Genomic DNA, 26,017 nt, shown 5'->3' with positions numbered 1-26,017 from the left:
CGCGACGGGACTTATCGTCGCTTTGACGACTAATGATTGCACATCCGGACACGGGTGGGGATGTGACGTAGACCGCACGGCCCCGAGGCGTTAGACATGGCCCAGGGGCGGAATGGGCCCGTGGCGAGGTACGTTGTCCTACGGGAAGAGGCGTACAAGCGACAGTCCGCCGCCGCGTGCGGCGCAGGACCCGGGAGCTGAACACATGACGGTTTCAGGCGAGACCACGCAGGAGACCACGCAGCAGGGCGTCGTCCTCACCGACGCCGCCGCCGAGAAGGCCAGGGGCCTGCTCGAGCAGGAGGGCCGCGACGACCTTGCGCTGCGTGTCGCCGTGCAGCCGGGCGGCTGCTCCGGCCTGATCTACCAGCTCTTCTTCGACGAGCGGGAGATGGACGGGGACCAGATCCAGGACTTCGGCGGCCTGGCCGTGCGCGTCGACCGGATGAGCGCGCCCTACCTCACCGGCGCCACCATCGACTTCGTCGACTCGATCGAGAAGCAGGGCTTCACGATCGACAACCCGAACGCGTCGGGTTCCTGCGCCTGCGGCGACTCCTTCAACTGACGGGGTTCCGGGGGCGGCCGGTCAGGTGTCCCGGTCGCCCCTTGTCGGGCGCCGATCTATGGTGCGATGGGTAAGTACTCTTTCCGGGTTCGACACAGCCGGCGATAAGCCGGACGACCACGAGGAGAGCGACGCCGTGCGCATCGCCGTGACCGGTTCCATCGCGACCGACCATCTGATGACCTTTCCAGGGAGATTCACCGACCAGTTCCTTCCCGACCAGCTCGATCGGGTGTCGCTGTCCTTCCTGGTGGATGAACTGGACATCCGGCGCGGCGGGATCGGCGCCAACATCTGCTTCGGCATGGGCAACCTCGGCAACCCGTCGATCCTCGTCGGCGCCGTCGGCGACGACTTCGCCGACTACCGCTCCTGGCTCGAACGGCACTCGGTCGACACCGAGTCCGTGCACGTGTCCGAGGTGCACCGCACCGCCCGGTTCCTGTGCACCACCGACCAGGACCAGAACCAGATCGCGACGTTCTACGCCGGGGCGATGAGCGAGGCGCGCTCCATCGAACTCCAGCCGGTCGCCGACCGCGTCGGCGGCCTCGACCTGGTCGTCATCAGCCCCAACGACCCCGAGGCGATGCTGCGGCACACCGACGAGTGCCGCACCCGCGGCATCCGGTTCGTCGCCGACCCGTCCCAGCAGCTCGCCCGCATGGACGGCGCCGACGTCCGCCGCCTCATCGACGGCGCCGAGTACCTGTTCAGCAACGAGTACGAGAAGGCCCTCGCCGAGGAGAAGACCGGCTGGTCCGGCGAGGAGATCCTGTCCCGCGTCGGGACCCGGATCACCACCCTCGGCGCCAAGGGCGTGGTGATCGACCGCAGGGACGCCGAGGGCGTGCACGTCCCCGCCCTCCCCGTCGAGAAGGTCGTCGACCCGACCGGCGTCGGTGACGCGTTCCGCGCAGGGTTCCTGTCGGGGCTCGCCTGGAACCTGCCCGTCGAACGCGCCGCGCAGGTCGGCCACACCATCGCCGCGCACGCGCTCGAATCCGCGGGCCCGCAGGAGTACACGCTGTCCCGCCGGGCGTTCCTCGACCGCTTCACCGGCGCCTACGGCGAGACGGCCGCCGCGGAGATCGCCGACCACCTCACCTGCCCCAACCCGTGAACGGACGCGGGGCCGCGTGCACGACGCGGCCCCGCACCCGTGCGGATCAGTACGTTCTGCGGATGTGGAAGCCCCAGCCGCCCTGCTGAAGGGTCTCCTCCCAGACGAAGTCCTGCGACTTCATCCGGCACCAGGCGGGGACGTCGGTGCGCGCGGCGGCGTCGTCGGCGAGAACGGCGACGATCTGCCCGACCGGCACCTCCCGGATCCGCTCGGCCAGCATGATGATCGGGATGGGGCATTTGCGGCCGAGCGCGTCGATGACCAGGACCGGTGGCGGGACCGCCGGCGCGGCGGTCGCGTCGGGAGCCGGGGCGGCGTCCGGGGACGTCCCGCCCTTGGCGCGGCCTCGGAACCTCATGGGCGCGACCGCCTCCCTGTCTCGACGTCGTTCAGCGTGGTCCGGCGCAGCCGGTCGACCGCGTCGGGCAACACGGCCAGGAACCGGTCGACGTCCGCCGAAACGACGCCACGCGGCAGCGATACCCGCACGTTCCCGTGGGTAATCACTCCCATCGCCTCCAGCACATGACTCGGACGCAGCGTATCCGCCGTGCACGAACTTCCGGACGAAACCGCGAAACCCAGCCGGTCGAGTTCGGTCAGCAACGCCTCGCCCTCCACGTACAGGCACGAGAACGTCACCAGGTGCGGAAGCCGCCGGACCGGGTCGCCGACGACCTGCACGTCGGGGACGGTCCGCGGCACCTCCGACCGGATCCGGTCCACCAGCGCCGACACGCGCGCCGCGTCCGCCGCCATGTCGGCGCGGTAGGCCTCCAGCGCCGCGGCCGCCGCGACGACCCCCGGGACGTTCTCGAACCCGGGGACGCGGCGCCGCTCCCGCTCGTCGTCCGGCAGCGGGGAACGCCACCGGGTGCCCTTGCGGACGGCGAGCACCCCCACGCCCGCGGGTCCGCCCCACTTGTGGGCGCTTCCGGTGAGGAACGACCAGCCGCCGGGGACGTCCGCCCGGCCGAGGGACTGCGCGGCGTCGACGAACAGCGGCACGCCGGCGGCGCGGCACGCCGCGGCGGCCTCGGCGACGGGCTGGACGGTGCCGACCTCGTGGTTGGCGGACTGGAGGCACGCGAGCGCGGTGTCCGGACGCAACGCGGCGGCGAACTCCGCGGGGTCGACGCGGCCCGTCCGGTCGACGCCGACGACGGTCACCTCACCGCCGTCGCGTTCGTGGGCCTCCGCCGCGTGCAGGACGCTGGAGTGCTCCACCGTGCTCACCACCATGTGGTGCCCGACCCTGCGACGCGCCCGGAGCCCCCCGAGGACCGCCAGGTGGACCGCCTGCGTGCCCGACGACGTGAACGACACCTCGTCGGGCCGGACGTCGAGGACGGCGGCGACGCGAGCGCGGGCCCGGTCGAGCAGGACGCGGGCGCCGCGGGCCGTTCCGTACAGCCGGGCGGGGTCGGCCCAGCCGGAGTCGAGGGCCTCCAGCAGCGCGGCCCGGGCCGCCGGATGCGGCGGCTCGGTGGACGCGGCGTCCAGGTAGACGCCGGACGTGCTGGTTTCGGCCACGCGGAAACACTAACCGGGCACCCGATCAGGGGTTCGCGCGACCCTCGCGCTAGGGTGTCCAGCACACGTGTGACAACTGATCTCTCCGCCCGGGTGACCCGGGCTTTCATCCGTGGGGAAGGCATTCCGTGAGTCCGACCCGCTCTAGAGAGCGGCGTACGCCTGTGCGCAGTCGCCGCGCATTGAAGAGCGCCGGTGCGCTGGCGCTGCTGGCGCTGACCACCAGCGCGTGCAGCGGCAGCCGCCTGGGCATGCCCGAGCCGATCAGCGAGCAGGGCGAGCGCATGCTCCACCTGTGGCAGGGCTCCTGGATCGCGGCGTTCGCCGTCGGCGGTGTCGTCTGGGGCCTGATCATCTGGGCGGTGCTGTTCCACCGCAAGCGCTCCGACGATCTCCCGCCACAGGTCCGCTACAACATGCCGATCGAGATCCTCTACACGGCGGTCCCGTTCGTCATCATCGCGGTCCTGTTCTACTTCACCGCTCGGGACGAGAACTACGTCGAGTCGACGAGCGCCAAGCCCTCGGTCGTCGTCGACGTGATCGGGTTCCAGTGGAGCTGGCAGTTCGACTACAAGGAGAAGGACGCGTCCGGCAAGGAGCAGACCGTCGCCTCCGTCGTCGGCCAGCCCGTGAACCCGAACGGGCCCGCGCCCGGCAAGCCGGTGATGACGATCCCCGCGGGTGAGACCGTCCGGGTGCGGCTGCACGCCAACGACGTCATCCACTCCTTCTGGGTGCCCGCCCTGATCTACAAGAAGGACGTCATGCCGGGCTACACCAACGAGTTCGAGTTCACGGCGAAGAAGCTCGGCACCTACGAGGGCCGGTGCGCGGAACTCTGCGGCGTCGACCACAGCCGGATGCTGTTCCAGCTCAAGGTCGTGACGCCCGAGGCGTACGACAAGTTCATCGCCGACTCGAAGGCCGCGCTGGCCGCGGGAGGTGCCCGGTGACCGCGACGAGTCACGCCCCGAGCGCGCCGCCCGCCGCGCCGCGCACGACGAAGGGACGCGTCCTCGCGTCCTGGATGTCGTCCACCGACCACAAGGTGATCGGCTACCTGTACCTGATCACCTCGTTCTTCATGTTCCTCATCGGCGGCGTCCTGGCGTTGGTGATGCGCGCCGAGCTGTTCGAGCCGGGCCGGCAGGTCGTCAGCAACGAGCAGTTCAACCAGCTGTTCACCATGCACGGCACGATCATGCTGCTGATGTTCGCGACGCCGCTGTTCGCGGGGTTCACCAACGTCATCATGCCGCTGCAGATCGGCGCGCCCGACGTGGCGTTCCCGCGCCTGAACATGCTGGCGTACTGGCTGTTCCTGTTCGGGAGCATCATCGTCATCGCTGGCTTCCTCACCCCGGGCGGCGCGGCCAGCTTCGGCTGGTTCGCCTACACGCCGCTGTCGGACGCGGTGCGCTCGCCGGGCATCGGCGGCGACATGTGGGTGATGGGCCTCGCGATGTCGGGCTTCGGCACGATCATGGGCGCGGTCAACTTCATCACCACGATCCTGTGCATGCGGGCGCCGGGCATGACGATGTTCCGGATGCCGATCTTCACCTGGAACGTCCTGCTGACGTCCATCCTGGTGCTGATCGCGTTCCCTGTCCTCGCCGCGGCGCTGCTGGCGCTGGAGGCCGACCGCAAGCTCGGCGCGCACATCTTCGACGCCTCGCACGGCGGCGCGCTCCTCTGGCAGCACCTCTTCTGGTTCTTCGGCCATCCCGAGGTGTACATCATCGCGTTGCCGTTCTTCGGCATCGTGACGGAGATCCTGCCGGTGTTCAGCCGCAAGCCCGTCTTCGGCTACATCGGCCTGGTGTTCGCGACCATCAGCATCACGGGCCTGTCCATCACCGTGTGGGCGCACCACATGTTCGTCACCGGCCAGGTGCTGCTGCCGTTCTTCTCGTTCATGTCCTTCCTCATCGCGGTGCCCACGGGGGTGAAGTTCTTCAACTGGGTGGGAACCATCTGGCGAGGACAACTCACGTTCGAGTCACCGATGCTGTGGGCACTCGGCTTCCTGGTGACGTTCCTGTTCGGTGGACTCACCGGCGTCATCCTGGCGTCGCCGCCGATGGACTTCCAGCTTTCCGACTCCTACTTCGTGGTGGCGCACTTCCACTACGTCGTGTTCGGCACCGTGGTGTTCGCGATGTTCGCCGGGTTCTACTTCTGGTGGCCGAAGTGGACCGGGAAGATGCTGAACGACACGCTCGGCAAAATCCATTTCTGGTTGCTGTTCATCGGCTTCCACGGCACGTTCCTCGTCCAGCACTGGCTGGGCGCCGCGGGAATGCCGCGCCGGTACGCCGACTACGCCGACGAGTTCCAGGGGCTCAACGAGGTCTCCAGCATCTTCTCGTTCGTCCTCGGCGCGTCCGTGCTGCCGTTCTTCTACAACGTGTACATCACGTGGAAGCGGGGCAAGCGCGTCGAGGTGGACGACCCGTGGGGTTACGGCGCCTCCCTGGAGTGGGCGACGTCGTGCCCGCCGCCGCGGCACAACTTCAACTCGATTCCGAGGATCCGTTCCGAGCGGCCGGCGTTCGACCTGCACCACCCGCATGTGGGCGCGAAGGGCGAACTGGCCGGGACGAAGGGAGAGTAGGCGATGCGCGTCCAGGCGTTCATGTTCTACGGTTCGGCGCTGTTCTTCCTCGCGACCGACATCGTGTACTGGCTCTGGTCGAAGGACTGGACGGGCACGACGGCGCTCGGCCTCGCTGTGGGTCTCGCCGGGCTCGTCGGGTTCTACGTCCACTTCACGGTCCGGCGCCTGGAGGCCGCCAACGGCGGCCCCCTGTACGAGGACGACCCCGAGGGGGAGATCGCGGACGCGGCCGGTGAGCTGGGCTTCTTCAGCCCGCACAGCTGGTGGCCGCTGTACCTCGGGCTGTCGGCCGCGGCGGTCGCGCTCGGCGTCGTGTTCGGCTGGTGGCTGGTCATTCTCGGTGTCGCCGCGGCACTGCTTTCGACCATTGGTCTGGTCTTCGAGTACTACCGGGGTCATTTCGCCCATTGACCGGTAAAAGAACCCCATCAAGGGCCGGTGTCCGATTTTTTCGGGTACCGGCCCTTTCGCATAACTGGGCGCCGTTCCAGCGATGGGGCTGGGGGGACGCGGACCGATCGCCCAGTTGGACGACCGGGGGACCACATGCGGGTGGGGGGCTCAGGATCGGGTGACCGGAGACGGCGGACGGCGGCGCTGATCGTCGGCGCCGGGATGGTGGCGGGCGCCGGGGCGTGCTCGGGGGGCGACGAACCGGACGGCGCGGACGCCGTGCGGTTGACGGTGTCGCCGGTGGGCGGCGGGGGCGCGTTCAGACCGGACGTCCCCATCGCCGTCCAGGCCGACCGCGGCACCATCGAGAACGTGACGGTGTCGGCCGCGGGCGGGGCGGTCGACGGCGAACTCAACGCCGACCGGACACGGTGGCGGTCACGGTGGACGCTCACTCCGGGCCAGACGTACACGGTCGGCGCCACGGCGGTCGGCGCGGACGGCAGAACCCGGACGGTCGGCAGTCGCTTCACCACCGCCCAGGTCACGAAGACCAACAAGATGACGGTCGAGGCGCCGTACAACAAGGAGACCGTCGGCGTCGGCATGCCCATCATCATGCGGTTCGACCAGGCCGTGCAGGACAGGCGGGCGGTCGAGCAGGCGCTGGAGGTGCGCTCCGACAAGACCGTCGAAGGGGCCTGGCACTGGTTCGACGACAAAGAGGTCGTGTTCCGGACCAGGAAGTACTGGCCCGCGCACACCAAGGTGACGTTGCGGGCGCACCTCAGCGGAGTGCGCACCGGCGGGGACGTGTACGGCGGCAGGAACTACGCCCTCGACTTCAGAATCGGTGACTCGCACATCTCCACCGCGGGGGAGGACACCCACAAGATGGTGGTGAGGGTCAACGGGAAGAAGGTCCGGACGATCCCGACCAGCATGGGCAAGGGCGGGGTCCGGAAGTTCACCACGACCAACGGCGTCCACCTGACGATGGAGAAGGAGGACCCGACCGTCATGACGTCGGACTGGATGGGGGTCAGCCCCGGCAGTCCCGGCGGCTACAGCCTCACCGTGTACAAGTCGGTGCGGATCTCCGAGAGCGGCGAGTACGTCCACAGCGCGCCGTGGTCGGTCGGCAGTCAGGGCAGGCGGAACGTCAGCCACGGCTGCATCAACATCAGCCCGTCCAACGCGAAGTGGTTCTACGGCCTGGCCCAGCGCGGCGACGTGGTGACGGTGACCGGCTCGAACCGGGAGCTCGAACCGGACAACGGCTGGGGCTACTGGCAGCTGAAGTGGAACGACTGGGTCAAGGGCAGCGCGCTGAAGCGGCCGGTGACGACCGCTCCGCACGCGGACGCGGCGACGCTGTCCGCGCAGCGGCAGGGCGTGCAGCGGCCGGACGAGGAACGCGCGGAGGGCAATTGACCGTCCGTCCGGCGCCGGGTCGCGGCGGTCAGCGCAACGGCGGCGGCTGCGGGACGTGGTGCAGCCGAGCCCAGGTGCGGGCCATGGCGATCCGGTCCGGGCCCGAGGGGTGCGTCAGCCACAGCACGTACTCCAGCGCGTCGGGTCGCAGGTCGGAGATGTTGCGCACCGACAGCTCGTGCTGCATCGACACGAACGTCGCGGGGTCGCGGGTGAGGTTCAGGGCGTGCGCGTCGGCGCGTGCCTCGATGCGGCGGCTGACGAGGTTCTGGACGGGCGCGCCGATCTGTGTCCCCGCAGCCACCAGCGCGAGGACGAGCGCGATGGACCGGGGATCCGCGGCACCGCCCCCGCGGTCGTCCGGGGCGCGTCCCGGCGGGCCGGTGGGAGCGACCCCGGCGCGGCGCAGGAGCCGCGGAGAGGTCATCAGGAGGTACAGCAGGCACATGGCCCCGGCGATGCCGAGCGCGCCCACCAGCGTGCCGTACAGGACGTCGTCGCGTTTGGCGTGGCCGAGTTCGTGCGCGACGATCGACTCGACGCGGGCGGGCGGCGACTCCAGCAACGTGTCGTACAGGACGATGCGGCGCGTGGAGCCGAACCCGGACACGTAGGCGTTCAGCGACGTCGTCCTGCGGGACGCGTCCGCGACGAGCACGTCCTCGACGGGGACTCCGTCCCGCCGGGCCATGTCGAGCAGGTCGCTGCGCAGTTGCCCCCGCGGCAGCGAGTGGAACTTGTTGAACACCGGCTCGACGGCGATCGGGTAGACGAACGACACCAGCACGACGAGGAGGAACCCGCCCGCGGCGGCTCCCGTCCACCAGTAGCGCGGGAAGCGGTGCGCCACCCAGTACAGGAGCAGCAGGGCGATCGTGGAGATGACCCAGGCGACGCCGAGGGACTTGACCTGGTCCAGCAGCCACGACGGCCACGTCTGCGTCGACAGCCCGTACCGGCGCAGCACCGACTCCCTCCAGGCGTCGAACGGGAGCCCCGCGACGCGCAGGAGCGCCGCCAGGGCGGCGGACGCGACGATGACCCGGAGGAGACGGTGGCCGGTGCGGGCGGTGACCCGTCCGATGAGCCGCGCGCCGAGCGGCGTCAGCCCCAGCACGAGGATCAGCGCCAGGCCGACGACGAGGCCCGTGTAGGCCGGGGGGCTGATGGCCGAGTCGAACGCCTTCGACCGGGCGAGTTCGGCGGGGGAGAAGTCGAGCGCCGGGTCGGGCCGCACGCGTCCGCCGGGGACGTTGCCGGGCAGCGGGTTCCACGGCGTGGTCAGGGCGAGGACGGCCGCGACGGCCGCGAACAGCGCCGCGGCGGCGACGGCGGCGGCCGCACGCGGTCTCCGCATACCGCCCGCGTCGTCCGCCTCCCCCTCGCTCATGACAACTCCTTCTTCAGATAGTCGCGCCACGACGCGGTGAACCTGTCCCGGCGGAGGCCCAGCACGTCGCGCAGCGCGGTCTCCTCCGGGACGCGCCCGGCGGTCCGGTAGAGCCGCACGAGCGTCGCCTCACCGTACCGGGCCGCGATCATCCGGCAGGCGAGCCAGGCCTCCTGGTAGGCCTGGGACAGGCGCGGGGAGCCGCCGGAGAACGCCGCCGGCGCGGGCAGCGCGGACGGGATCCGGCCCGCCGCCACCTCGCGCCGCAGTTCCCCGGCCGCCGTCCGGACGCCGACCTTCGCGTCCCGGTAGCCGACGTAGTCGGCGAAGCCCTCGATGAGCCACAGCGGGGTCGTGCGGTCGCGGGCGCCGCCGGTGGCGACATGGGTCAGCTCGTGGGTGAGCACCACGTCGCGGCCGAGGTCGTTGAGGCGGCCGAAGGTGCCGGGGGAGATGATGACGCGGTCCTCGCCCCGCCGCCCGCCCGGCCGGCCGTTTCCGGCGGACGGAACGACGGTCGCCAGCGCGGCGATCTCGGCGAGGCGCTGCCCGGGTCCGGCCAGCGCGGCCGCGAGCGAGGCGTCGGCGGGCACGAGCGCGACGGCCCGCCGTGCCCAGCCCTTCCCGACGACCTCGCTGACGACGGGCACGGCCGCGTCGAGGCGGTCCGCGATCTCGTCGAGGCCGGTGGCGTCCCCGACGGCGAGGCACGCGCGGCCGTGGACGACCGTGAGCGGCCCGCCGTCCCAGATCTCCGCGTCGTCGTCGAACCCGTGCGGTGAGCCGTCGCCGACGATCCTCCATCTGCCGGAGCGCGGGGCCAGCGTGAGGTAGCGGGTGCGGGCCACGTCGCCGCGGTCGAAGCCGCGCAACCTGTAGCGCACCTCGACGCGGACGACCGCGACGCCCCTGTCGTCCACGCGCCGCGCGGTGACGGCGTGTTCCCTCCAGCCGCCCAGCGGAAGTCTGCGGAGGTTGCCGTAGAGGCGGGACTGCGCGTCCCGGAACGCGGCGGGCGCGGAGCCGACCGTCGCGAGGAACGCCGCGCGGTCGCCGCTGACGACGGCACGCGCCCGGTCGGCGAAGATGGTGGCGGCGTCGTCCGGGCGGAACGCGTCGACGTCCGGGCGCTCGTGCGCCCGGGGCGTTCCGCCGTCGCCGGGACGGGTGCCGACGAGCACCGCGCCGCCCGCGAGCAGCGCCGCGGCCCCGCCCGCGCCGAGGGCGAGTGCCCGGCGCCGCGTGACCGGGCCGTCCACCATGCGCGCGATCCTATTCAGCAGGCGACCGGCGGGACGTCACGCACCGGCGCGAGGTGGGAAAAGAACGGGCGTGGTCGCGCGTGTGCGACCACGCCCAGGTAACGCTGCGGGTTCACTCCTGTTCTCCCTGGACGCCTACCGGGTTAGCTGACGGGTTCGGGCGAGGAAGTGGCCCTACGGCGGGCTCTCACCGGTTGTCCGGGAGAGACTCACCGATTCACCCCGGGCGCCGGACGCCGTCCAGGAACGTTCCCTGGACTTCCGGCGGTTCTGGGTCCCCGGTTCCGCGCTGGGGCGGATTCGGCGCTGCCGCTGCGATCCTGGCGGGCGAGATGGGGCCCGTGCGCGGAACCTGTCTCCCGCGTGCGAACGAGCGGCGCCTGATGTTGTGTGCGGACGGCGGCCCGTTACGGGGGACCGTCCGGTGCCTGGCCCGGGAAACCGCCGTGGCAGCGCTCTCAGCGCCATGCCCGCTGGGCGTGCGCACGGTGGCCGGGTCGGCCGGGGGGAGGCGGCACGTGGCTCGGGCCGCCGGGTACGCGACGAACGGATGCGCCGCGTGGGGCCGCGGCGCCTGGTGGGCGTCGCGTGGTCCCGGCGCCTGGAGGGCGCCGTGAGGTGAACAAGGTACCAAAGCCCCAAGCGAAGGCAAACCCCTACAAAACTAACAACGGACCAGGTCAAAGCCTGGTCCGTTGCCGGAAGCGTTCGTCCGGCCGGTGGGCGGCGGACGGGAGAGGCGTCGTCAGGGACGCCCCGCGCCGTAGTAGTTGCTCTGGTAGTAGCTCGAGTTGATGCTCACGATCTGCACGTTCTTGCCCGTGCTGGGAGCGTGGATCATGTTGCCGTCGCCCACGTACATGCCGACGTGGCCGAGGCCGCGGAAGAACACCAGGTCGCCGGGCTGGAGGTCGCTCTTGTTCACCCGCTTGGTGGCGTCGTACTGGCTGTAGGTGGTGCGCGTGATGTTGACGCCCGCCGCCGCCCACGCCTGCATCATCAGGCCGGAGCAGTCCCAGGAGCCGGGGCCCGCCGAGCCGTACTGGTACGGCTCGCCGAGCTGCGCGTGGGCGAAGTCGAGCGCCTTGCGGGCGGAGCCGCTGGCCGGGCCGTTGTAGCTGCCGCCGGTGCGACCACCGCTTCCACCGGAGGAGGACGAACCGCCGCCGAGCCGCCTGACCAGCGCCTCCTGCTTCTTGACCCGCTTGTCGAGCTCCACCTTCTGCTTCTTCAGCTCATCGGTCTTGGCCTTCACCTCTTCGTAGGCGGCCTTGGCGACGGCCTGCTCGCGGCGCAGCCGCTGCGCGGTGACGAGGAACTGGGTGAGCTGCGAGCTGCGCTCCTTCGACAGGTGCGAGAACACCGCGGCCTGGTCGAGGATCGCCTGCGGGTCCTTGCTGCCGACGAAGCCGGTCACGTCCGTCGACTCGCCGTTCTTGTAGGCGTCGGCGGCCATCTGGGCGATCCTGGTGCGCTGCTGCTCGAAGGTCGTCTCTTCGTTCTTGCTCGACGCCGTCGCGGCGTCGAGCTTCTTCTTGGCGATCTTGAGCTTCTCGCGGTTCTGGTTGAACTGCTCGACCTTCTGGTCCATCTCCTCGTTGAGCTTCTCGAGCTTCTTCTCGGCCTCCGCCTTGCTCGGCCTGGGCTCGGCCTGCGCCGCCAGGGGGGAGCCGAGGGAGATCGCCACCGTCAAGGAGGTCACGGCCGCCAGGCGACGGGAGACGCCTCTGCTCGCCGAGCCGCCTCTCCGGTCGCGCCGCTGCGCTGGTGCCCCGATGAGATCTTTGGCCACGGTCGGTCTCGCCCCTCTCGTCCACGACGTCAGCGGACGACACTAGCGAGGGTCCACACCCGTCACAACCGATTCGTCGCTCTTTGATCGACATAAACGGTCGATGTCCACTTACCGTGAGGGCAAGATCACTGAACGCGCGACCTGCCTTATCGGAGCGTTAGCGCGGCCTTAACACCCTTGCCGACACCCCTGCCGACGTTCTCGCCGCACGCCCGTGCCGTCGTGCGCCCGCGCTAGGACCTGCCGAGCCGTCGCAGCAGCAAGGTCGACGGGCACGGCCGGGCGCTGGCGCGGCGCGCCGCGTCCGCGACCTCCCGGTCGGACGACACCACCACCACCGCGCGGCCCGGCGGTTCCGCCCGCACCAGGTCGCCGATCAGTTCGTCCGCGGTCTGACCCGGGCGGCTGAACAGCACCCGGACGCCGCGCGGCGCCGCTATCGCCACCGGCGCGTCCAGTTCCGCGCCGTCGAACACGCACGTCACCTCGGCGCGCGTCTGCGCGGCCAGCCCGCCGAGCCCCGACAGCAGCCGGCTGCGCTGGTCGGCCAGCGGCAGGTCGCCGTACCCGGTCTTGGTGACGTTGTAGCCGTCCACGATGAGATGGACGCGCGGCAACGTCAGCAGCCGGTCGAGCAGTTGCGGGTCGCTGTCGGACAGCGCCCGCCCCGGCAGGGCCCGGTGCGCCAGCCGGTCCGGCTCCAGGGCGCCGACCGCGTCCGCGGGACGCTCGATGGTGGACGGCAGCGCCAGCTCACGGCGGACGCCCTGCGCGGCGTCCACGAGCGTGTCGAGCAGCATCCGCAGCCGGACGTCCTCGACGTTGCGCCCCTCGCGGGCGGCGCGCTTGGCGGCCTCGGCGGCGGCCTCGGCCTGGCCGGCGCGGGCGCGCAGCCTGCGCAGCTCCTTCTCGGCCGCGGCCGTCGACTCGCGGGCGGCGGCGAGCGTGCGCTCGGCCTCGGCCTCGACCGCGCCGGCGCGCTCCTCGGCGGCCCGGTACCGCACGCGCGCCTCGTGCAGCTTGCGGCGCAGGTCCGACACCTCCGCCTTGCTGTCGCGCAGCTCGGCGCGCAGCCGCTCCACCTCGGTGGCGCGGGCGGTGCGGGCGGCGGCCAGCTCCTCCTTCAGCGCGGCCACGCGGCGTTCGGCGGCCTCCTCCTCCGAGGCGGTGGCGGAGCGTTCCAGCTCGGCTCGGGCGGCCTCGACGAGTCGCGTCCAGCCGGTGGGACGCAGCAGGTAGGCGAGGACCGCCACCCGCACCGGGTCGGCGGCCGGCGGCACGTGCCCGCCCTCGACGGCCTCCACCAGGTCGCCCTGCTTCTCCCGGAGCGGCTCGGCGACCCGCCGCCGGAAGCCGGAGTCCTTCTCCAGCGCCGCCGCGATGTGCTGCCCGGCGAGCTTGGCGCGCTTGCGCCGCTCGAACCGCGCGAACCGGCGCAGCGGCGCGGGCACGTCGTCGACCGGCAGCCCCCCGATCAGCTCGGCGGCGACCTCCACCACCGCCTGGCGCACGGCCTCCGGCAGAGGCCGGTTCAGGGTTTCCGCGGGATCCGTGTCCGCGGTCTCCCTCGCCGCGGGTCCTCTTTCCGCGGGTTCCTCGGTGCCGGGGGTCGCTTCGGGGCCGCTGTCGATGATCCCGCTCCTTCCGGGCTTCGCCCGCCGGTGGGCTGTGTCTTCCCGTGCCGTTCACGCCTTAACCAGGGCGAACGTGCCATCGGACGGTTGGTGCCCGGCCTTGCCATACCGTCCCCACGGCCCCCGTCCGGCGGGACGGGCCGGCGCACCCCAACCCTAGCGGGCCGGGCTTCTGTCGGTGGGGTCCTCTACGGTCCAGCTCATGACGGCTGCGCACGGTGTCCAGGGAGCCGGTGTCCAGGGGGCCGGTGTTCAGGGAACCCTGGACGACCTCGGCACGCCACTGTCCGAGGTGACCTTCGTGGTGGTCGACCTGGAGACCACGGGCGGGTCGGCCGCCGACTCCGCCATCACCGAGATCGGCGCGGTGAAGGTCCGCGGGGGAGAGGAGCTCGGCGAGCTCGGCACGCTGGTCGACCCCGGCGGGCCCGTCCCGCCGTTCATCACCGCCCTGACCGGCATCACCACGGCGATGGTGACGGCGGCGCCGAAGATCGAGTCGGTGCTGCCCGCGTTCCTGGAGTTCGCCCGCGGCTGCGTGCTCGTCGCGCACAACGCCTCGTTCGACATCGGGTTCCTCAAGGCCGCGTGCGCCGCCAACGGCTACGCCTGGCCCGCGTTCCCCGTCGTCGACACCGTCGACCTGGCGCGGCGCGTCCTGTCCAAGGACGAGGTCCCCAACTGCAAGCTCGGCACGCTCGCCCGCTTCTTCCGCACGTCCAACGAGCCCACGCACCGCGCCCTCGCCGACGCCCGCGCCACCGTCGAGGTGCTGCACGGCCTGATCGAGCGGCTCGGCTCGTTCGGCGTGACGTCGCTGGAGGAGATGCGCGGCTTCGCCAAGGCCCCGACGCCCGAGCAGCGCCGCAAACGGCACCTCGCCGACGACGTCCCGAACGCGCCCGGCGTCTACCTGTTCGAGGACGGCTCCGGCGAGGTCCTGTACGTCGGCAAGAGCGGCGACCTGCGCACCCGCGTCCGCAGCTACTTCACCGGCTCGGAGACCCGGTGGCGGGTCCGGGAGATGGTCGGGCTCGCCGAGAGCATCCGGACGATCGTGTGCGCCACGGGGCTGGAGGCCGAGGTCCGCGAGCTGCGCCTCATCGCCGAGCACAAACCGCGCTACAACCGCCGGTCCAAGTTCCCCGAGCGCGCGATCTGGCTGAAGCTGACCGTGGAGCCGTTCCCGCGGCTGTCGATCGTCCGGGAGTGCCGCGCCGACGGCGCCCGCTACCTCGGGCCGATCTCGTCCCGCGGGCAGGCGGAGGAGGCGCGCGCCGCGCTGCACGAGGCCGTACCGCTGCGGCAGTGCACCCAGCGGCTCACACCGCGGCTGATCGAACGCGGCAGGACGCGCGTGTGCGCGCTCGCCGACATCGGGCGCTGCGGCGCGCCCTGCGTCGGCCGCGAGTCCGCCGACGCCTACGCCGTCCACGTCGACACCGCCCGCTCGATCATGGAGGGGGACGTGCGGCCGGTCGTGGCCGCCGCGCGGGTCCGCATCGACCGGCTCGCGTCCGAGCTGCGCTACGAGGAGGCCGCCGCGCAGCGCGACCGGCTGGCGGCGTTCGTCCGCGCCGCGGCGCGCGGGCAGCGTCTCGCCGGGCTGGCCGGGCTGCCGGAACTCGTCGCGGCCCGGCCCGGGTTCGACGGCGGCTGGGAGCTGTCGGTGGTGCGCTACGGGCGGCTCGCCGCCGCGGGGACCGTGCCACCCGGCGCCCACCCCCGCCCCTACGTCGACGCGCTCGTCGCGACCGCCGAGACGGTCTTCCCGCCGTCGGGCGAGGCGCCCGGCGGCGTCGCGCTCGGCGCGCCGCCCTCCGCGGGCGCCACGGCGGAGGAGATGGAGTGCGTCCTGCGCTGGCTCGACCTGCCCGGGGTCCGCCTCGTCGAACTGGACGGCGCCTGGACGTGCCCCGCGCACGGCGCCGAAGGGCTGCGGCAGTGGATCGACCGCGCCTACGAGACGGCGTACGGGCCGCCCCGTCCGCGCGACGGCCGCCCACTAAGGTGACGGGGTGGCCCTGCCCCTCTACGACAGCCAGCCGGCCCGGCGCGTCCCATGGGTCACCTACCTGCTGGTCGCCGCCAACGTGGTGGTGTTCCTGCTCACGCCGATGTCGAACTTCGCCACCTGGTACGGCGAGGACCGGGTCCGCGAGTGCCGGGCCGCGCACTTCGCCTACGAGTACGGCGCCGTCCCCAAGGAACTGACGACCGGCGACCAGCGGCCCCTCCCGGTCGACATCGTCGACGACTGCGGGCCCGCGACCTTCGGCAAGGCGCCGTGGACGTCCGCGTTCACCTCGATGTTCCTGCATTCCGGCGCGCTGCACCTGCTGGGCAACCTGGTCGCGCTGTTCGTCGTCGGCATGGGCGTCGAGGACCGGCTCGGACGATGGCGCTACCTGTTCGGCTACCTGCTGTTCGGGCTCGCGGCCGTCTACGGGTTCGCCTGGACGTCGCCCGACTCCACCGTCCCGCTCGTCGGGGCGTCCGGCGCCATCGCCGGGGTGATGGGCGCGTACGTGATCCTCAACCCGCGCGGCCGGATCGTCAGCTACGTCCCGCCGATCATCGTGGTGCGGCTTCCGGTGTGGGTGGTGCTCGGGTACTGGTTCGTCCTCCAGTGGCTGTCGCTCGGCGACGCCGAGAGCAACGTGGCCTACACCGCGCACATCTACGGTTTCGTCGCCGGCGTGGTCCTCGCCCTGCTCGCCCGCCGGGCGGGTCCGGCCCGGCGCCTGGCGGCCCTGAGCCGCGGGTGATCCACGGCCTCCCGGTAGGGTCGGACCGTCCGTGATCTCAGGGGAGGGTGAAATGGTCACTGCGATCGTGTTCGTCAAGGCCGACGTGGCGCGCATCCACGAGGTGGCCGAGACGATCGCGGCCGTGGACGGCGTCAGCGAGGTCTACTCCATCACCGGCGACCACGACCTCATGGCGATGGTCCGGGTGCGGCGGCACGAGGAACTGAACGACGTCATCCCGGGTCGGATCAACAAGGTCCCCGGCGTCGTCGGCACCGAGACGCACATCGCGTTCCGCACCTACTCACAGCACGACCTGGAACAGGCCTTCGCCCTAGGTCTCCCAGACGCCGACTGACGAACCGACCTCAGCCCGTCACCGCAACCCCGCAACAACCCCGAGGTCTGCGATCGCGTCCGAAGGCGGGTTTCGAGCTTGCGAGAAACCTGATCGCGCAGCGAGCCGCCAGGCGAGTCGGAGTCGATGCCAGCGATCGCACCGCAGTTCACGACGATGGAGGCCCACCAGGGCCGAAGGAGGAGTGCGCTGCTTGGAAACTCTGCGACGTCTCGATCCACCGGTCGAGGAGGGCGGTCGCCTCACCGGAGTCGACGGCGGCCGCGGCGCGGTCGTAGGCGGCGCGGAGCGTCGCGGTGAGGGCGTCCGGGGCGGGCGCGCCCTCGTAGGCGGCGATGAGCGCGGCGGCGTTCAGCAGCACCATGTCGCGGACGGGGCCGGGCCGCCCGGCGAACGTCTCGCGCGCCACCCGGCCGTTGAACGCGGCGTCGGCGCCGCGCAGGTCGTCCGGCCGCGCGGGCGGGATGCCGAGGTCGGACGGGTCGAACGTCGTCTCCGTCGCCGTCCCGTCGCGCACGACCCACACCGTCGAGGTGCCCGTCGTGGTGAGCTCGTCGAGGCCGTCGTCGCCGCGGAACACCAGGGACGAGCAGCCGCGCGCCGCGAACACGCCCGCGACGACGCCCGCCATCCGCGGGTGGAACACCCCGACCGCCTGGAACTTGGGGCGCGCCGGGTTGGTCAGCGGGCCGAGGAAGTTGAAGACCGTGGGGGTGCCGAGTTCGCCGCGGGTCCGCGCGGCGTGCTTGAGCGCCGGGTGGTAGAGCGGCGCGAAGCAGAAGGTGATGCCGATCTCCTCGGCGACCCGGGCGGTGGCCTCGGGGGGCAGGTCGATGGCGACGCCGAGATGCTCCAGCAGGTCGGCGGCGCCGCAGGACGACGACGCGGCGCGGTTGCCGTGCTTGACGACCCGGACGCCCGCCGCCGCGGCGACGACCGCGGCCATCGTGGACACGTTGACCGTGTGCGCCCGGTCGCCGCCCGTCCCGACGAGGTCGGCGATGGGTCCGGGCACGTGGATCGGCTTGGCGTTGTCCATCATGCCCTCGGCGAGGCCGGTGACCTCCTCGACCGTCTCGCCCTTGGCGCGCAGCGCGACCGCGAAGCCCGCGATCTGCACGTCGGTGGCCTCCCCGGCCATGATGCTGTTCATGGCCCAGGAGGTCTCCTCGCTGGTCAGCGAGTCGCCCGCGAGGAGGGCGTTGAGCAGTGCGGGCCAGGTGGTGCGCGCGTCCATGTCCACTACCGAGGGTCGGAGGGGTCGGGGCTACAGGGCCGGGAGGCGGTTCTCGAGGCGGTGGCGCATCAGACCGGCGACCGCGTTCGCGACGGCCATCGGGTCGAGGGGCAGGCTCACCACGGCGTCGGCGCGCGACCAGGTCGCGAGCCAGCCGTCGTCGCGGCGGCCGATGACCGCCAGGACCGGCGGGCAGTCGTAGACCTCGTCCTTGGCCTGGCGGCACACGCCGAGCCCGCCCGCGGGCTGCGCCTCGCCGTCCACCACCAGCACGTCGATGTCGCCCTCGTCGAGCCGGGCCACGACGGCGGGCTGGGTCGCGATCTCCACGAACTCGACCTTCGGAAGGTCGGCGGCCGGACGGCGCCCGACCGCCATCCGGATCTGGGCGCGGGTGTTCGCGTCGTCGCTGTAGACGAGGACCTTCATCGGTCGCTCCGGGACGGTGCTCATGGACGTGAAGGGTACCCGGTCGGGGCCGCGCGGGACACGCGCGGGAACCCTTGGAGGGGGGTCATGCGTCACTCACTGGATAGGGGCGCAATAATGCTGCCCGTGACAGCATCCGCGATTGAAACAACACCTCACGCACGGGCGAACCGTCCCAATCTGGTCAGCGTGGGGACGATCGTCTGGCTGTCGTCCGAGCTGATGTTCTTCGCGGCGCTGTTCGCGATGTTCTTCACGATCCGCTCCGTGACGATCGGCCAGTCCGGTGAAGAGGCGTGGCCGGGCGCCCCGCTGGACCTGCCGCTGTCGTCGGTCAACACGACCATCCTGGTGCTGTCCTCGGTGACCTGCCAGATGGGCGTGTTCAAGGCGGAGGCGGGCAAGGTGGGCCGGGACGGCGGCCTCTTGAACTTCCGGCGTTGGGGCCTGCGCGAGTGGTACGTCCTGTCGTTCCTCATGGGCGCGTACTTCGTCGCGGGCCAGGCGTACGAGTACTACAACCTGGTCACGAAGGACGGCCTCACCTTCTCGTCCTCGGCCTACGGTTCGATCTTCTATCTGGCGACCGGTTTCCACGGCCTGCACGTCGTCGGCGGCCTCATCGCCTTCCTGTTCATCCTCGGGCGCACCTACGCCGCGAAACGGTGGACGCACGAGCAGGCGACGAGCGCGATCGTCGTGTCCTACTACTGGCACTTCGTCGACGTGGTGTGGATCGGCCTGTTCTCGGCCGTCTATCTGCTCGACCTGTGACCACCGCCAGACGACCCTGACCGACCACCAGACATGACCCGAACGGGGATTTCCGTGAAAAGGATCACCGCATGGCGACGGCGCCCGTGGGCGGGCTACGCCGTCGTGCTGGCGGCCCTGGCGGCGATCGGCGTGATCTACGCCGGGTTCTCGCCGCAGTCTGACCGCGCCGAGGCGACGAGCAGCGCCCAGGCCGCGCAGGACCTGAAGAACGGCCAGCAGCTGTTCAACAAGAACTGCGCGAGCTGCCACGGCCAGAACGCCGAGGGCACCAAGGACGCCGACGGCAAGCCGATCGCGCCGAGCCTCATCGGTGTCGGCGCCGCGTCGGTCGACTTCCAGGTCAGCACGGGCCGCATGCCCGCGGCCAACCCCGGCGCGCAGATTCCGCGCAAGGAGCCGATCCCTCCGTTCGACACCTCGATCAAGACCGACTACGAGGAGCACGAGGAGCGGGAGGCGGCCGAGAAGCAGAAGGCGCGGGCCGAGAAGAACCTGCGCGACCTGAACGCCTTCATCCAGTCGCTGGGCGGCGGCCCCGAGGTCCCGCCCGCGTCCGCCGTCGACCCGGAGAAGGGCGACGTCGCGCTCGGCGGCAAGCTCTTCCGCACCAACTGCGCCCAGTGCCACAGCTTCACCGGCCAGGGCGGGGCGCTGACGGGCGGCAAGTACGCGCCGCCGCTGAGCGGCGACGACGTCACGCCCACCCAGATGTACGAGGCCATGCTGACCGGCCCGCAGGCGATGCCGGTGTTCAACGACACCACGCTGACGCCGAAGGAGAAGCAGGCGATCATCGCCTACCTGGTGCAGACGCGCGAGGAGCCCAACCCGGGTGGTAACGGGCTCGGCCGCATCGGCCCGGTGAGCGAGGGCCTGGCCGGTTGGCTGATCGGAATCGGCCTGCTCGTGCTGGCGGCCATGTGGATCACCGCGAAGAAGCCGAAGAAGCTGAAGAAGTCATGAGCGACGACAACAAGGACACCGCGGGCGGCCAGGAACCCCGCGAGGAGGACGCCCGCGAGGGCGGCGCCCGGCGCGAGCGGATCGTCGGCACGCCGTCCCCCGCGAAGGAGAAGGCCCTGCTCGCCGAGGACGACATCTCGGCGCCCGCCGGGGTGGGCGAGCAGCTCGACGAGGCGTCGATGAAGCGGGCGGAGCGGGTCGTCGCGACCCTGTTCCTGGTGGCGTTCGCGTCCAGCGTGACGTTCATCGCCTACTTCATCGGGTGGAGCGGCCGGGACGGCGGCATGCACGGCGTGCTGCGCGCCCGCGAGTCCAACTTCTGGCTCGGCGGGACGATGGCGCTGTCGTTCCTGGCGCTGGCCGCCGGTGTGACGATCTGGGTGCGCCGGTTGATGACCAGCAAGCCGATCGTCCAGGAGCGGCACGAGCTGGTGTCCGACGAGGAGTCCAGGGCCGCCTTCGCCCGCGACTTCATGGAGGGCGCCGAGGACAGCGGCATCACCAAGCGGCCGCTGCTGCGCCGCACTCTGCTGCTGGCCGCCGCGCCGCTCGGCCTGGCGCCGCTGGTGCTGCTGCGCGACCTCGGCCCGCTGCCGGAGAAGCGGCTCCGCCACACCTACTGGGGCGAGGCCGTGCGGCGGGCGCAGCAGGAGGGCAAGAAGGGCGTCCGCCTGGTCGTGGACGGCACCCACCGCCCGCTGCGGGTCAGCGACTTCGCCACCCCCGGCAGCATGATCACCGTGCTGCCGGAGGGCGTCGAGGAGCACGTGCCCGAGGACGAGGTGCTCACGCAGAACGCCAAGGCGGTCACCATCCTGATCAACGTCCCCGCGGACCAGTTCAAGCCCGCCAAGGGACGCGAGAACTGGCACGTCAACGGGATCGTGGCGTACTCCAAGGTGTGCACGCACGTCGGCTGCCCGGCCGCGCTGTACGAGCAGACCACGCACCACATCCTGTGCCCGTGCCACCAGTCCACCTTCGACGCCACCGACGCCGCGAAGGTGATCTTCGGTCCGGCGGCGCGGCCGCTGCCGCAGCTTCCGCTGTCGGTGGAGGACGGGTACATCATCGCGACCAGCGATTATCACGAGCCGGTCGGACCGAGCTTCTGGGAGCGCGGATGAGCGACACGACCGCACCGAAGGCGATCGAGGGCACGCTCGGCTTCATCGACGAGCGGCTCGGTTCCACGACCTTCTTCCGGCGCAACGTCAAGAAGGTCTTCCCGGACCACTGGTCGTTCATGCTGGGCGAGATCGCCCTGTACTCCTTCGTCATCCTGCTGCTGACCGGGACGTTCCTGACGCTCTGGTTCCAGCCGAGCATGAAGGAGGTCGTGTACGATGGCTCGTACACGAAGCTCCAGGGCGTGAAGATGTCCGAGGCCTACGCCTCGACGCTGCACATCAGCTTCGACGTGCGCGGCGGTCTGCTGATGAGGCAGATCCACCACTGGGCCGCGATCCTGTTCATGGCGTCGATCCTGGCGCACATGCTGCGGGTGTTCTTCACCGGCGCGTACCGCAAGCCGCGCGAGCTGAACTGGCTCATCGGCATCAACATGTTCATGATCGGCATGCTGGAGGGCCTGTTCGGGTACTCGCTGCCCGACGACCTGCTGTCCGGCACCGGTCTGCGGATCACCCAGGGCGTCCTGGAGTCGATCCCGCTGGTCGGCACCTACGGGTACATGTTCCTGTTCGGCGGTGAGTTCCCCGGCCAGGACATCATCCCGCGCCTCTACGTGCTGCACATCCTGCTGATACCGGGTCTGATCCTCGGATTGGTCACCGCCCACATGATGATCATGTGGCATCAGAAGCACACGGCGATGCCGGTCAAGAACCAGTCCGAGAAGCAGGTGTACGGCTACCCGTTCTACCCGGTGTTCATGGCCAAGACGGGCGCGTACTTCCTGTTCACCTTCGGGGTCACGGCGCTGCTCGGAGCGTTCGCGCAGATCAACCCGATCTGGTTGTTCGGCCCGTACGATCCCGGCGCGATCTCGTCCGGTTCCCAACCGGACTGGTACATGGGCGTCCTGGAAGGCGCCCTGCGGATCATGCCGGGCTGGGAGATCAGCGCGTGGGGCCACACGGTCAGCTTCAACGTGCTGATCCCGGCGACGCTGCCGCTCGGCATCGTCTTCGGCGGCGCGATGGCCTGGCCGTTCATCGAGGCGTGGATCACCGGCGACAAACGCCAGCACCATGTCAACACCCGGCCCCGCAACGCCCCGGTCCGCACCGCGACCGGTATCGCCGCCGTGACGTTCTACGGGCTGCTGTGGCTCGCCGGCGCGAACGACGTCCTCGCCGAGCGGTTCCACGTGTCGCTGTTCGCCACGACGTGGTTCTTCCGTGTGACGGTCATCCTGGGTCCGATCGTGGCGTTCATCATCACGAAGCGGATCTGCCTGGGCCTCCAGCGCCGGGACGCCGACGTCATCGGCCACGGCGTGGAGAGCGGCGTCATCATGATGTCGCCGGAGGGCGGGTTCTCCGAGCGGCACGAGGCGCCGCGCGAGGAGGAGAAGATCGTCCTGCTGTCGAAGGAGAACGCCCGGCCGGAGGCGCCCGCGCGGGACGCCAGGGGCGTCCCCGCTCCCGGCGCCAAGGGCCCGATCGGGCATCTGCGGTCGCGGCTGAGCCGCGCGTGGACCTTCGACGACATCCCCGTCGAGGAGCACGGGCACGGCGAGCACGAGGCGATCGAGAGCGGATCGGACTCCCAGGTCAAGCACTGACCCGGAGACCCTCGGGGGCCCGGCGCCGTCACGACGGCGCCGGGCCCCTTCCTATGCTGGACGGACGACCGCTGGACCGACGATGAGGACCCTGTTCGTCACCAACGACTTCCCGCCCCGCCCGGGCGGCATCCAGGCGTTCGTCCACGGCCTCGCGGCGCGGCGCCCGCCCGGCGCGGTGGTCGTGTACGCCCCGGCGTGGAAGGGCGCGGCGGCGTTCGACGCGGAGCAGCCGTTCCCGGTCGTCCGGCACCCGGGCCCGCTGATGCTGCCCGAGCCGACCGTGCTGCGCCGGGCGGGGGACGTCCTGCGCGCGGAGGGCTGCGACTCGGTGGTGTTCGGGGCGGCGGCGCCGCTCGGCCTGCTGGCCCCGGCGCTGCGGCGGCGCGGCGCCGCGCGGCTCGTCGGGATCACGCACGGCCACGAGGCGGGCTGGGCGTCCCTGCCGGTCGCGCGGAACCTCCTCGGCCGTATCGGGGACGCGGTGGACGCGCTGACCTACCTCGGCGAGTACACCCGATCCCGGATGGCGGACGCGCTGTCCCCGGAGGCCGCGGCGCGCATGGCCCGCCTGGCGCCCGGCGTGGACGACAAGGTCTTCCGTCCCGGCGCGGGCGGCGCCGAGATCAGGGCCCGGCACGGCCTGTCGGACCGTCCGGTGGCGGTGTGCGTGTCCCGCCTGGTGCCGCGCAAGGGCCAGGACGCCCTGCTCCACGCGTGGCCGCGCGTCCTGCGCGCGGTCCCGGACGCGGCGCTCCTCATCGTCGGCGGCGGCCCCTATCTTCCCGCCCTGCGGCGCCTCGCCGTCTCCCTCGGCGTGGACGGGTCGGTCGTGTTCACCGGCGGCGTCCCGTGGGACGAGCTCCCCGCCCACTACGACGCGGGCGACGTGTTCGCGATGCCGTGCCGCACCCGCCGTCGCGGTCTGGACGTGGAGGGCCTCGGGATCGTCTACCTGGAGGCGTCGGCCACCGGCCTTCCCGTCGTGGCCGGGGACTCCGGCGGCGCGCCCGACGCCGTCCTGCACGGGGAGACCGGGCTCGTCGTGCCGGGGCGTTCCGTTCCCCGGGTCGCCGAGGCCGTCACCGCCCTGCTCTCCGACCCTGACCTGGCCCGCCGAATGGGTGAGAAGGGGCGATTCTGGATCGAAGGCGAATGGCGCTGGGAGACCCAGTCGGCCCGCCTGGACACGCTTCTCACTTTTTGAAACACGGGCCGTCAGGTCAGAAGGATGACGGCATTCCCCAAATAGTAGTGATTGCCGCGTTCCATTTCATGTACGAACATCCGGACACTGAGATGATCATCATCGATGTCAGTCGGTAGGTGGAGGTGGACGGATGCGGTATCGGGGCGTGGCGGTGCTGGCCGGGCTGTTAGCGGTCGTCATGGTGGCGGGTCTCGTGGCGGGCTGGATGCTGCGTCCCGACAAGGACGCCGACACCGCCGAGCGGGTCACGGCCGGATACTTCGCGGCGTGGCGGAACGGGGACCTGGAGAAGATGCGCGGGTTCGTCACCGATCCGCCCGCGAGCTTCGCCGCGCAGCACAAGGCGCTGTCGGACGGGCTCGCGGTCACCACCATCGAGTTGAAGCCGGGTCCCGTCGTCCGGTCCGGGCCGGACGACGCCCGTGTTGACTATCTGGTGAGACGCAATCTCGCCGGGCAGGGGGATTGGTCGTTCACCTCGGAACTGCGGCTCGGACGGCGGGAGGGGCGGTGGCGTGTCCTGTGGTCGCCCGCGACGCTGTATCCGGGGCTGAGAGGCGACGGCCAGTGGGCGATGCGGCAGGTGAACGTCCCCGCCCTGTCCCTGACCGCGCGGGACGGGCGGCCGCTGCCGGACGACGGAACGCTCGCCCCCTATATCGCCGGCATCGCGTCCCGGCTCGACGCGGCCGAGGAGCAGACCGCCTGGGCGGTCGAACTTCGTGACGACGGCGGGCGACCGCAGCGGGTGAAGCTGTTCGGCGTCGAGAAGGGCCGAAAGATCGAGACGACGCTGGACCGGCGGGTCCAGGCGGCGGCGGAGAAGGCGCTGGAGTCCGCCCCGGAACGGGCAGCGATCGTGGCGGTCCGGTCGAAGAGCGGCGAGATCCTCGCCGTGGCGGACGGGCTCGGCGGACTCGGCGCCATCATCGGCCGCTACCCGCCCGGGTCGACGTTCAAGGTGGTGACGGCGGGCGCGCTGGTCGCGGACGGCTCCGGCGCCGGGACCGCGGCGGACTGCCCGGCCTCCGTGGTCACGGCGCAACGCACCATCCGCAACGACGAGGACCACGCGCTCGGCCGGACGACGCTGCGGGGCGCGTTCGCCGCGTCCTGCAACACGACGTTCGCGCGGCTCGCGGTCGAAGGGCTCGGCGCGGACAGGCTGGCGGCGAGCGCCCGCCGCTTCGGCTTCGGAGTGCCGATCACCCCCGGGGTGAACGCCGTGGACGGAAGTTTCCCCGAGCCGCGGAACGGCGCCGAACTGGCGGAGGCGGCGATCGGGCAGGGCCGGGTCGAGGCGAGCCCGCTGCTGATGGCGTCGGTCGCCGCGGCCGTGGCGGACGGGTCCTGGCGGTCGCCCCGGCTGCTGTCGCCGAAGCTGATCCGCGAGGGCGGGGGAGTGACGCCGGAGCCCCGCGGGGTGCCGGGGGCGGCGGCGCTCCGCACGATGATGACGGCGGTCGTCACCGGCGGCACCGCCGCCGGGGCCGGTCTTCCGAACGGCACGGCGGGCAAGACCGGCACCGCCGAACTCGGCGACGGCCGGTCGCACGCCTGGTTCATCGGCTACCGCGACGACATCGCGTTCTCGGTCTTCGTCGAGGCGGGCGGCTCGGGCCCGAAGGTGGCGGTGCCGCTGGCGGCCCGCTTCCTCCAGAAACCGCGCTGAACTCATCGCGCGGACGCGTGAACGCGTCACGCGGTTCGCGCGTACTGGAGGGGAGAACGGATCGACCGCGAGATGGGGATGGCACGTTTTTTCGCACCAACGCGCGTCTGAGTG

23 protein-coding genes and 1 riboswitch are annotated in these 26,017 nt (G+C 71.4%); of the genes, 15 read left to right on the top strand and 8 right to left on the bottom strand.

From position 1 onward, the window contains the following. Positions 1–205: 205 nt before the first annotated feature. Both D0T12_RS10440 and D0T12_RS10435 read left to right on the top strand, forming a co-directional pair. Positions 206–568: a HesB/IscA family protein gene (locus tag D0T12_RS10440; protein ID WP_021599833.1), complete on the top strand. Its 363-nt coding sequence runs from the start codon at positions 206–208 to the stop codon at positions 566–568. A 136-nt stretch (positions 569–704) separates the two neighbouring features. Beyond that, a complete protein-coding gene (locus D0T12_RS10435) occupies positions 705–1,691 on the top strand; it encodes a carbohydrate kinase family protein (protein WP_117399304.1) in 987 nt (328 codons plus the stop codon). Positions 1,692–1,737: 46 nt separating this feature from the next. On the opposite strand, the gene D0T12_RS10430 is transcribed toward D0T12_RS10435, so the two are convergent. Together D0T12_RS10430 and D0T12_RS10425 are read right to left on the bottom strand one after the other, a co-directional pair. Then, the gene (locus D0T12_RS10430) at positions 1,738–2,052 is read right to left on the bottom strand and encodes a sulfurtransferase TusA family protein (protein WP_117399303.1); all 315 of its coding nucleotides are present in this window, start codon (positions 2,050–2,052) and stop codon (positions 1,738–1,740) included. Further along, entirely contained in the window at positions 2,049–3,227 is a 1,179-nt protein-coding gene (locus tag D0T12_RS10425) for a cysteine desulfurase family protein (RefSeq protein WP_117399302.1), read from the bottom strand. The genes D0T12_RS10430 and D0T12_RS10425 overlap by 4 nt, the downstream gene beginning before the upstream one ends. A gap of 164 nt (positions 3,228–3,391) precedes the next feature. On the opposite strand from D0T12_RS10425, the gene ctaC reads away from it, so the two are divergent. The 4 genes from ctaC to D0T12_RS10405 all read left to right on the top strand — a co-directional run bounded on the left by ctaC (position 3,392) and on the right by D0T12_RS10405 (position 7,677). Next, positions 3,392–4,183 (top strand): aa3-type cytochrome oxidase subunit II, encoded by a 792-nt coding sequence (ctaC, locus tag D0T12_RS10420; protein WP_117399301.1) that lies wholly within the window; start codon positions 3,392–3,394, stop codon positions 4,181–4,183. Continuing rightward, positions 4,180–5,847 carry an aa3-type cytochrome oxidase subunit I gene (gene ctaD, locus D0T12_RS10415; RefSeq protein WP_117399300.1) on the top strand — a complete coding sequence of 556 codons (1,668 nt, stop codon included), beginning with the start codon at positions 4,180–4,182 and terminating at the stop codon, positions 5,845–5,847. The genes ctaC and ctaD overlap by 4 nt, the downstream gene beginning before the upstream one ends. Positions 5,848–5,850: 3 nt before the next feature. Next, entirely contained in the window at positions 5,851–6,261 is a 411-nt protein-coding gene (locus D0T12_RS10410; protein WP_117399299.1) for a cytochrome c oxidase subunit 4, read from the top strand. 135 nt (positions 6,262–6,396) lie between these two features. After that, positions 6,397–7,677, top strand: coding sequence for a L,D-transpeptidase (locus tag D0T12_RS10405; RefSeq protein ID WP_117399298.1), 1,281 nt, complete (start codon positions 6,397–6,399; stop codon positions 7,675–7,677). 28 nt (positions 7,678–7,705) lie between these two features. On the opposite strand, the gene D0T12_RS10400 is transcribed toward D0T12_RS10405, so the two are convergent. The 4 genes from D0T12_RS10400 to D0T12_RS10385 all read right to left on the bottom strand — a co-directional run bounded on the left by D0T12_RS10400 (position 7,706) and on the right by D0T12_RS10385 (position 13,635). Next, positions 7,706–9,067, bottom strand: a complete 1,362-nt coding sequence (locus tag D0T12_RS10400) for a M48 family metallopeptidase (RefSeq protein WP_117399297.1) — start codon at positions 9,065–9,067, stop codon at positions 7,706–7,708. Continuing rightward, positions 9,064–10,329: a hypothetical protein gene (locus tag D0T12_RS10395; RefSeq protein WP_117399296.1), complete on the bottom strand. Its 1,266-nt coding sequence runs from the start codon at positions 10,327–10,329 to the stop codon at positions 9,064–9,066. Before D0T12_RS10395 ends, D0T12_RS10400 begins: the two co-directional genes overlap by 4 nt. 118 nt (positions 10,330–10,447) lie before the next feature. Continuing rightward, a riboswitch (cyclic di-AMP (ydaO/yuaA leader) is annotated at positions 10,448–10,645 on the bottom strand. Positions 10,646–11,074: 429 nt separating this feature from the next. After that, a complete protein-coding gene (locus tag D0T12_RS10390; protein WP_233525955.1) occupies positions 11,075–12,031 on the bottom strand; it encodes a C40 family peptidase in 957 nt (318 codons plus the stop codon). 326 nt (positions 12,032–12,357) lie between these two features. After that, complete coding sequence (locus D0T12_RS10385; protein WP_233525954.1) at positions 12,358–13,635, bottom strand: NYN domain-containing protein; 1,278 nt, start codon at positions 13,633–13,635, stop codon at positions 12,358–12,360. Between the two features lie 325 nt (positions 13,636–13,960). Between D0T12_RS10385 and D0T12_RS10380 the strand changes: the two genes are divergently transcribed. From D0T12_RS10380 to D0T12_RS10370, 3 genes are read left to right on the top strand one after another with little or no spacing between them, the layout of a single operon-like run. Beyond that, positions 13,961–15,772: a DEDD exonuclease domain-containing protein gene (locus D0T12_RS10380; protein WP_117399293.1), complete on the top strand. Its 1,812-nt coding sequence runs from the start codon at positions 13,961–13,963 to the stop codon at positions 15,770–15,772. 4 nt (positions 15,773–15,776) lie between these two features. Then, complete coding sequence (locus D0T12_RS10375; RefSeq protein ID WP_117399292.1) at positions 15,777–16,526, top strand: rhomboid family intramembrane serine protease; 750 nt, start codon at positions 15,777–15,779, stop codon at positions 16,524–16,526. 52 nt (positions 16,527–16,578) lie between these two features. After that, complete coding sequence (locus tag D0T12_RS10370; RefSeq protein WP_117399291.1) at positions 16,579–16,866, top strand: Lrp/AsnC family transcriptional regulator; 288 nt, start codon at positions 16,579–16,581, stop codon at positions 16,864–16,866. A gap of 148 nt (positions 16,867–17,014) precedes the next feature. On the opposite strand, the gene trpD is transcribed toward D0T12_RS10370, so the two are convergent. Next, positions 17,015–18,103, bottom strand: coding sequence for an anthranilate phosphoribosyltransferase (trpD, locus tag D0T12_RS10365; RefSeq protein WP_117399290.1), 1,089 nt, complete (start codon positions 18,101–18,103; stop codon positions 17,015–17,017). A 30-nt stretch (positions 18,104–18,133) separates the two neighbouring features. Continuing rightward, entirely contained in the window at positions 18,134–18,556 is a 423-nt protein-coding gene (locus D0T12_RS10360) for a response regulator transcription factor (protein ID WP_117399289.1), read from the bottom strand. 63 nt (positions 18,557–18,619) lie between these two features. Here D0T12_RS10360 and ctaE point away from each other — a divergent pair, with 63 nt between their 5' ends. From ctaE to D0T12_RS10330, 6 genes are all read left to right on the top strand, one after another. Next, entirely contained in the window at positions 18,620–19,306 is a 687-nt protein-coding gene (ctaE, locus tag D0T12_RS10355) for an aa3-type cytochrome oxidase subunit III (protein WP_456318662.1), read from the top strand. A gap of 54 nt (positions 19,307–19,360) precedes the next feature. Then, positions 19,361–20,272: a cytochrome bc1 complex diheme cytochrome c subunit gene (qcrC, locus tag D0T12_RS10350; RefSeq protein ID WP_117399288.1), complete on the top strand. Its 912-nt coding sequence runs from the start codon at positions 19,361–19,363 to the stop codon at positions 20,270–20,272. Next, positions 20,269–21,399: a cytochrome bc1 complex Rieske iron-sulfur subunit gene (gene qcrA, locus D0T12_RS10345; RefSeq protein ID WP_117399287.1), complete on the top strand. Its 1,131-nt coding sequence runs from the start codon at positions 20,269–20,271 to the stop codon at positions 21,397–21,399. The genes qcrC and qcrA overlap by 4 nt, the downstream gene beginning before the upstream one ends. After that, positions 21,396–23,021, top strand: coding sequence for a cytochrome bc1 complex cytochrome b subunit (qcrB, locus tag D0T12_RS10340; protein ID WP_117399286.1), 1,626 nt, complete (start codon positions 21,396–21,398; stop codon positions 23,019–23,021). Before qcrA ends, qcrB begins: the two co-directional genes overlap by 4 nt. A gap of 82 nt (positions 23,022–23,103) precedes the next feature. After that, on the top strand, positions 23,104–24,228 hold the full coding sequence (locus D0T12_RS10335; protein WP_117399285.1) for a glycosyltransferase family 4 protein: 1,125 nt from the start codon (positions 23,104–23,106) through the stop codon (positions 24,226–24,228). A 133-nt stretch (positions 24,229–24,361) separates the two neighbouring features. Further along, the gene (locus D0T12_RS10330) at positions 24,362–25,903 is read left to right on the top strand and encodes a penicillin-binding transpeptidase domain-containing protein (RefSeq protein WP_117399284.1); all 1,542 of its coding nucleotides are present in this window, start codon (positions 24,362–24,364) and stop codon (positions 25,901–25,903) included. Positions 25,904–26,017 lie beyond the last annotated feature (114 nt).

Source organism: Actinomadura spongiicola, assembly GCF_003432485.1.
Taxonomy (GTDB): Bacteria; Actinomycetota; Actinomycetes; order Streptosporangiales; family Streptosporangiaceae; genus Spirillospora; species Spirillospora spongiicola.
Note: the sequence above shows the minus strand (reverse complement) of the source record. Positions and strands in the feature narration are given on the sequence as shown.

Coding starts and splice junctions, on each gene's coding strand:
- D0T12_RS10330 (WP_117399284.1), top strand. CDS start 24,362: ATGCGGTATCGGGGCGTGGCGGTGCTGGCCGGGCTGTTAGCGGTCGTC.
- qcrB (WP_117399286.1), top strand. CDS start 21,396: ATGAGCGACACGACCGCACCGAAGGCGATCGAGGGCACGCTCGGCTTC.
- D0T12_RS10430 (WP_117399303.1), bottom strand. CDS start 2,052: ATGAGGTTCCGAGGCCGCGCCAAGGGCGGGACGTCCCCGGACGCCGCC.
- D0T12_RS10380 (WP_117399293.1), top strand. CDS start 13,961: ATGACGGCTGCGCACGGTGTCCAGGGAGCCGGTGTCCAGGGGGCCGGT.
- D0T12_RS10335 (WP_117399285.1), top strand. CDS start 23,104: ATGAGGACCCTGTTCGTCACCAACGACTTCCCGCCCCGCCCGGGCGGC.
- D0T12_RS10370 (WP_117399291.1), top strand. CDS start 16,579: ATGGTCACTGCGATCGTGTTCGTCAAGGCCGACGTGGCGCGCATCCAC.
- D0T12_RS10410 (WP_117399299.1), top strand. CDS start 5,851: ATGCGCGTCCAGGCGTTCATGTTCTACGGTTCGGCGCTGTTCTTCCTC.
- ctaE (WP_456318662.1), top strand. CDS start 18,620: ATGCGTCACTCACTGGATAGGGGCGCAATAATGCTGCCCGTGACAGCA.
- D0T12_RS10440 (WP_021599833.1), top strand. CDS start 206: ATGACGGTTTCAGGCGAGACCACGCAGGAGACCACGCAGCAGGGCGTC.
- D0T12_RS10395 (WP_117399296.1), bottom strand. CDS start 10,329: ATGGTGGACGGCCCGGTCACGCGGCGCCGGGCACTCGCCCTCGGCGCG.
- D0T12_RS10405 (WP_117399298.1), top strand. CDS start 6,397: ATGCGGGTGGGGGGCTCAGGATCGGGTGACCGGAGACGGCGGACGGCG.
- D0T12_RS10360 (WP_117399289.1), bottom strand. CDS start 18,556: ATGAGCACCGTCCCGGAGCGACCGATGAAGGTCCTCGTCTACAGCGAC.
- qcrA (WP_117399287.1), top strand. CDS start 20,269: ATGAGCGACGACAACAAGGACACCGCGGGCGGCCAGGAACCCCGCGAG.
- trpD (WP_117399290.1), bottom strand. CDS start 18,103: ATGGACGCGCGCACCACCTGGCCCGCACTGCTCAACGCCCTCCTCGCG.
- D0T12_RS10400 (WP_117399297.1), bottom strand. CDS start 9,067: ATGAGCGAGGGGGAGGCGGACGACGCGGGCGGTATGCGGAGACCGCGT.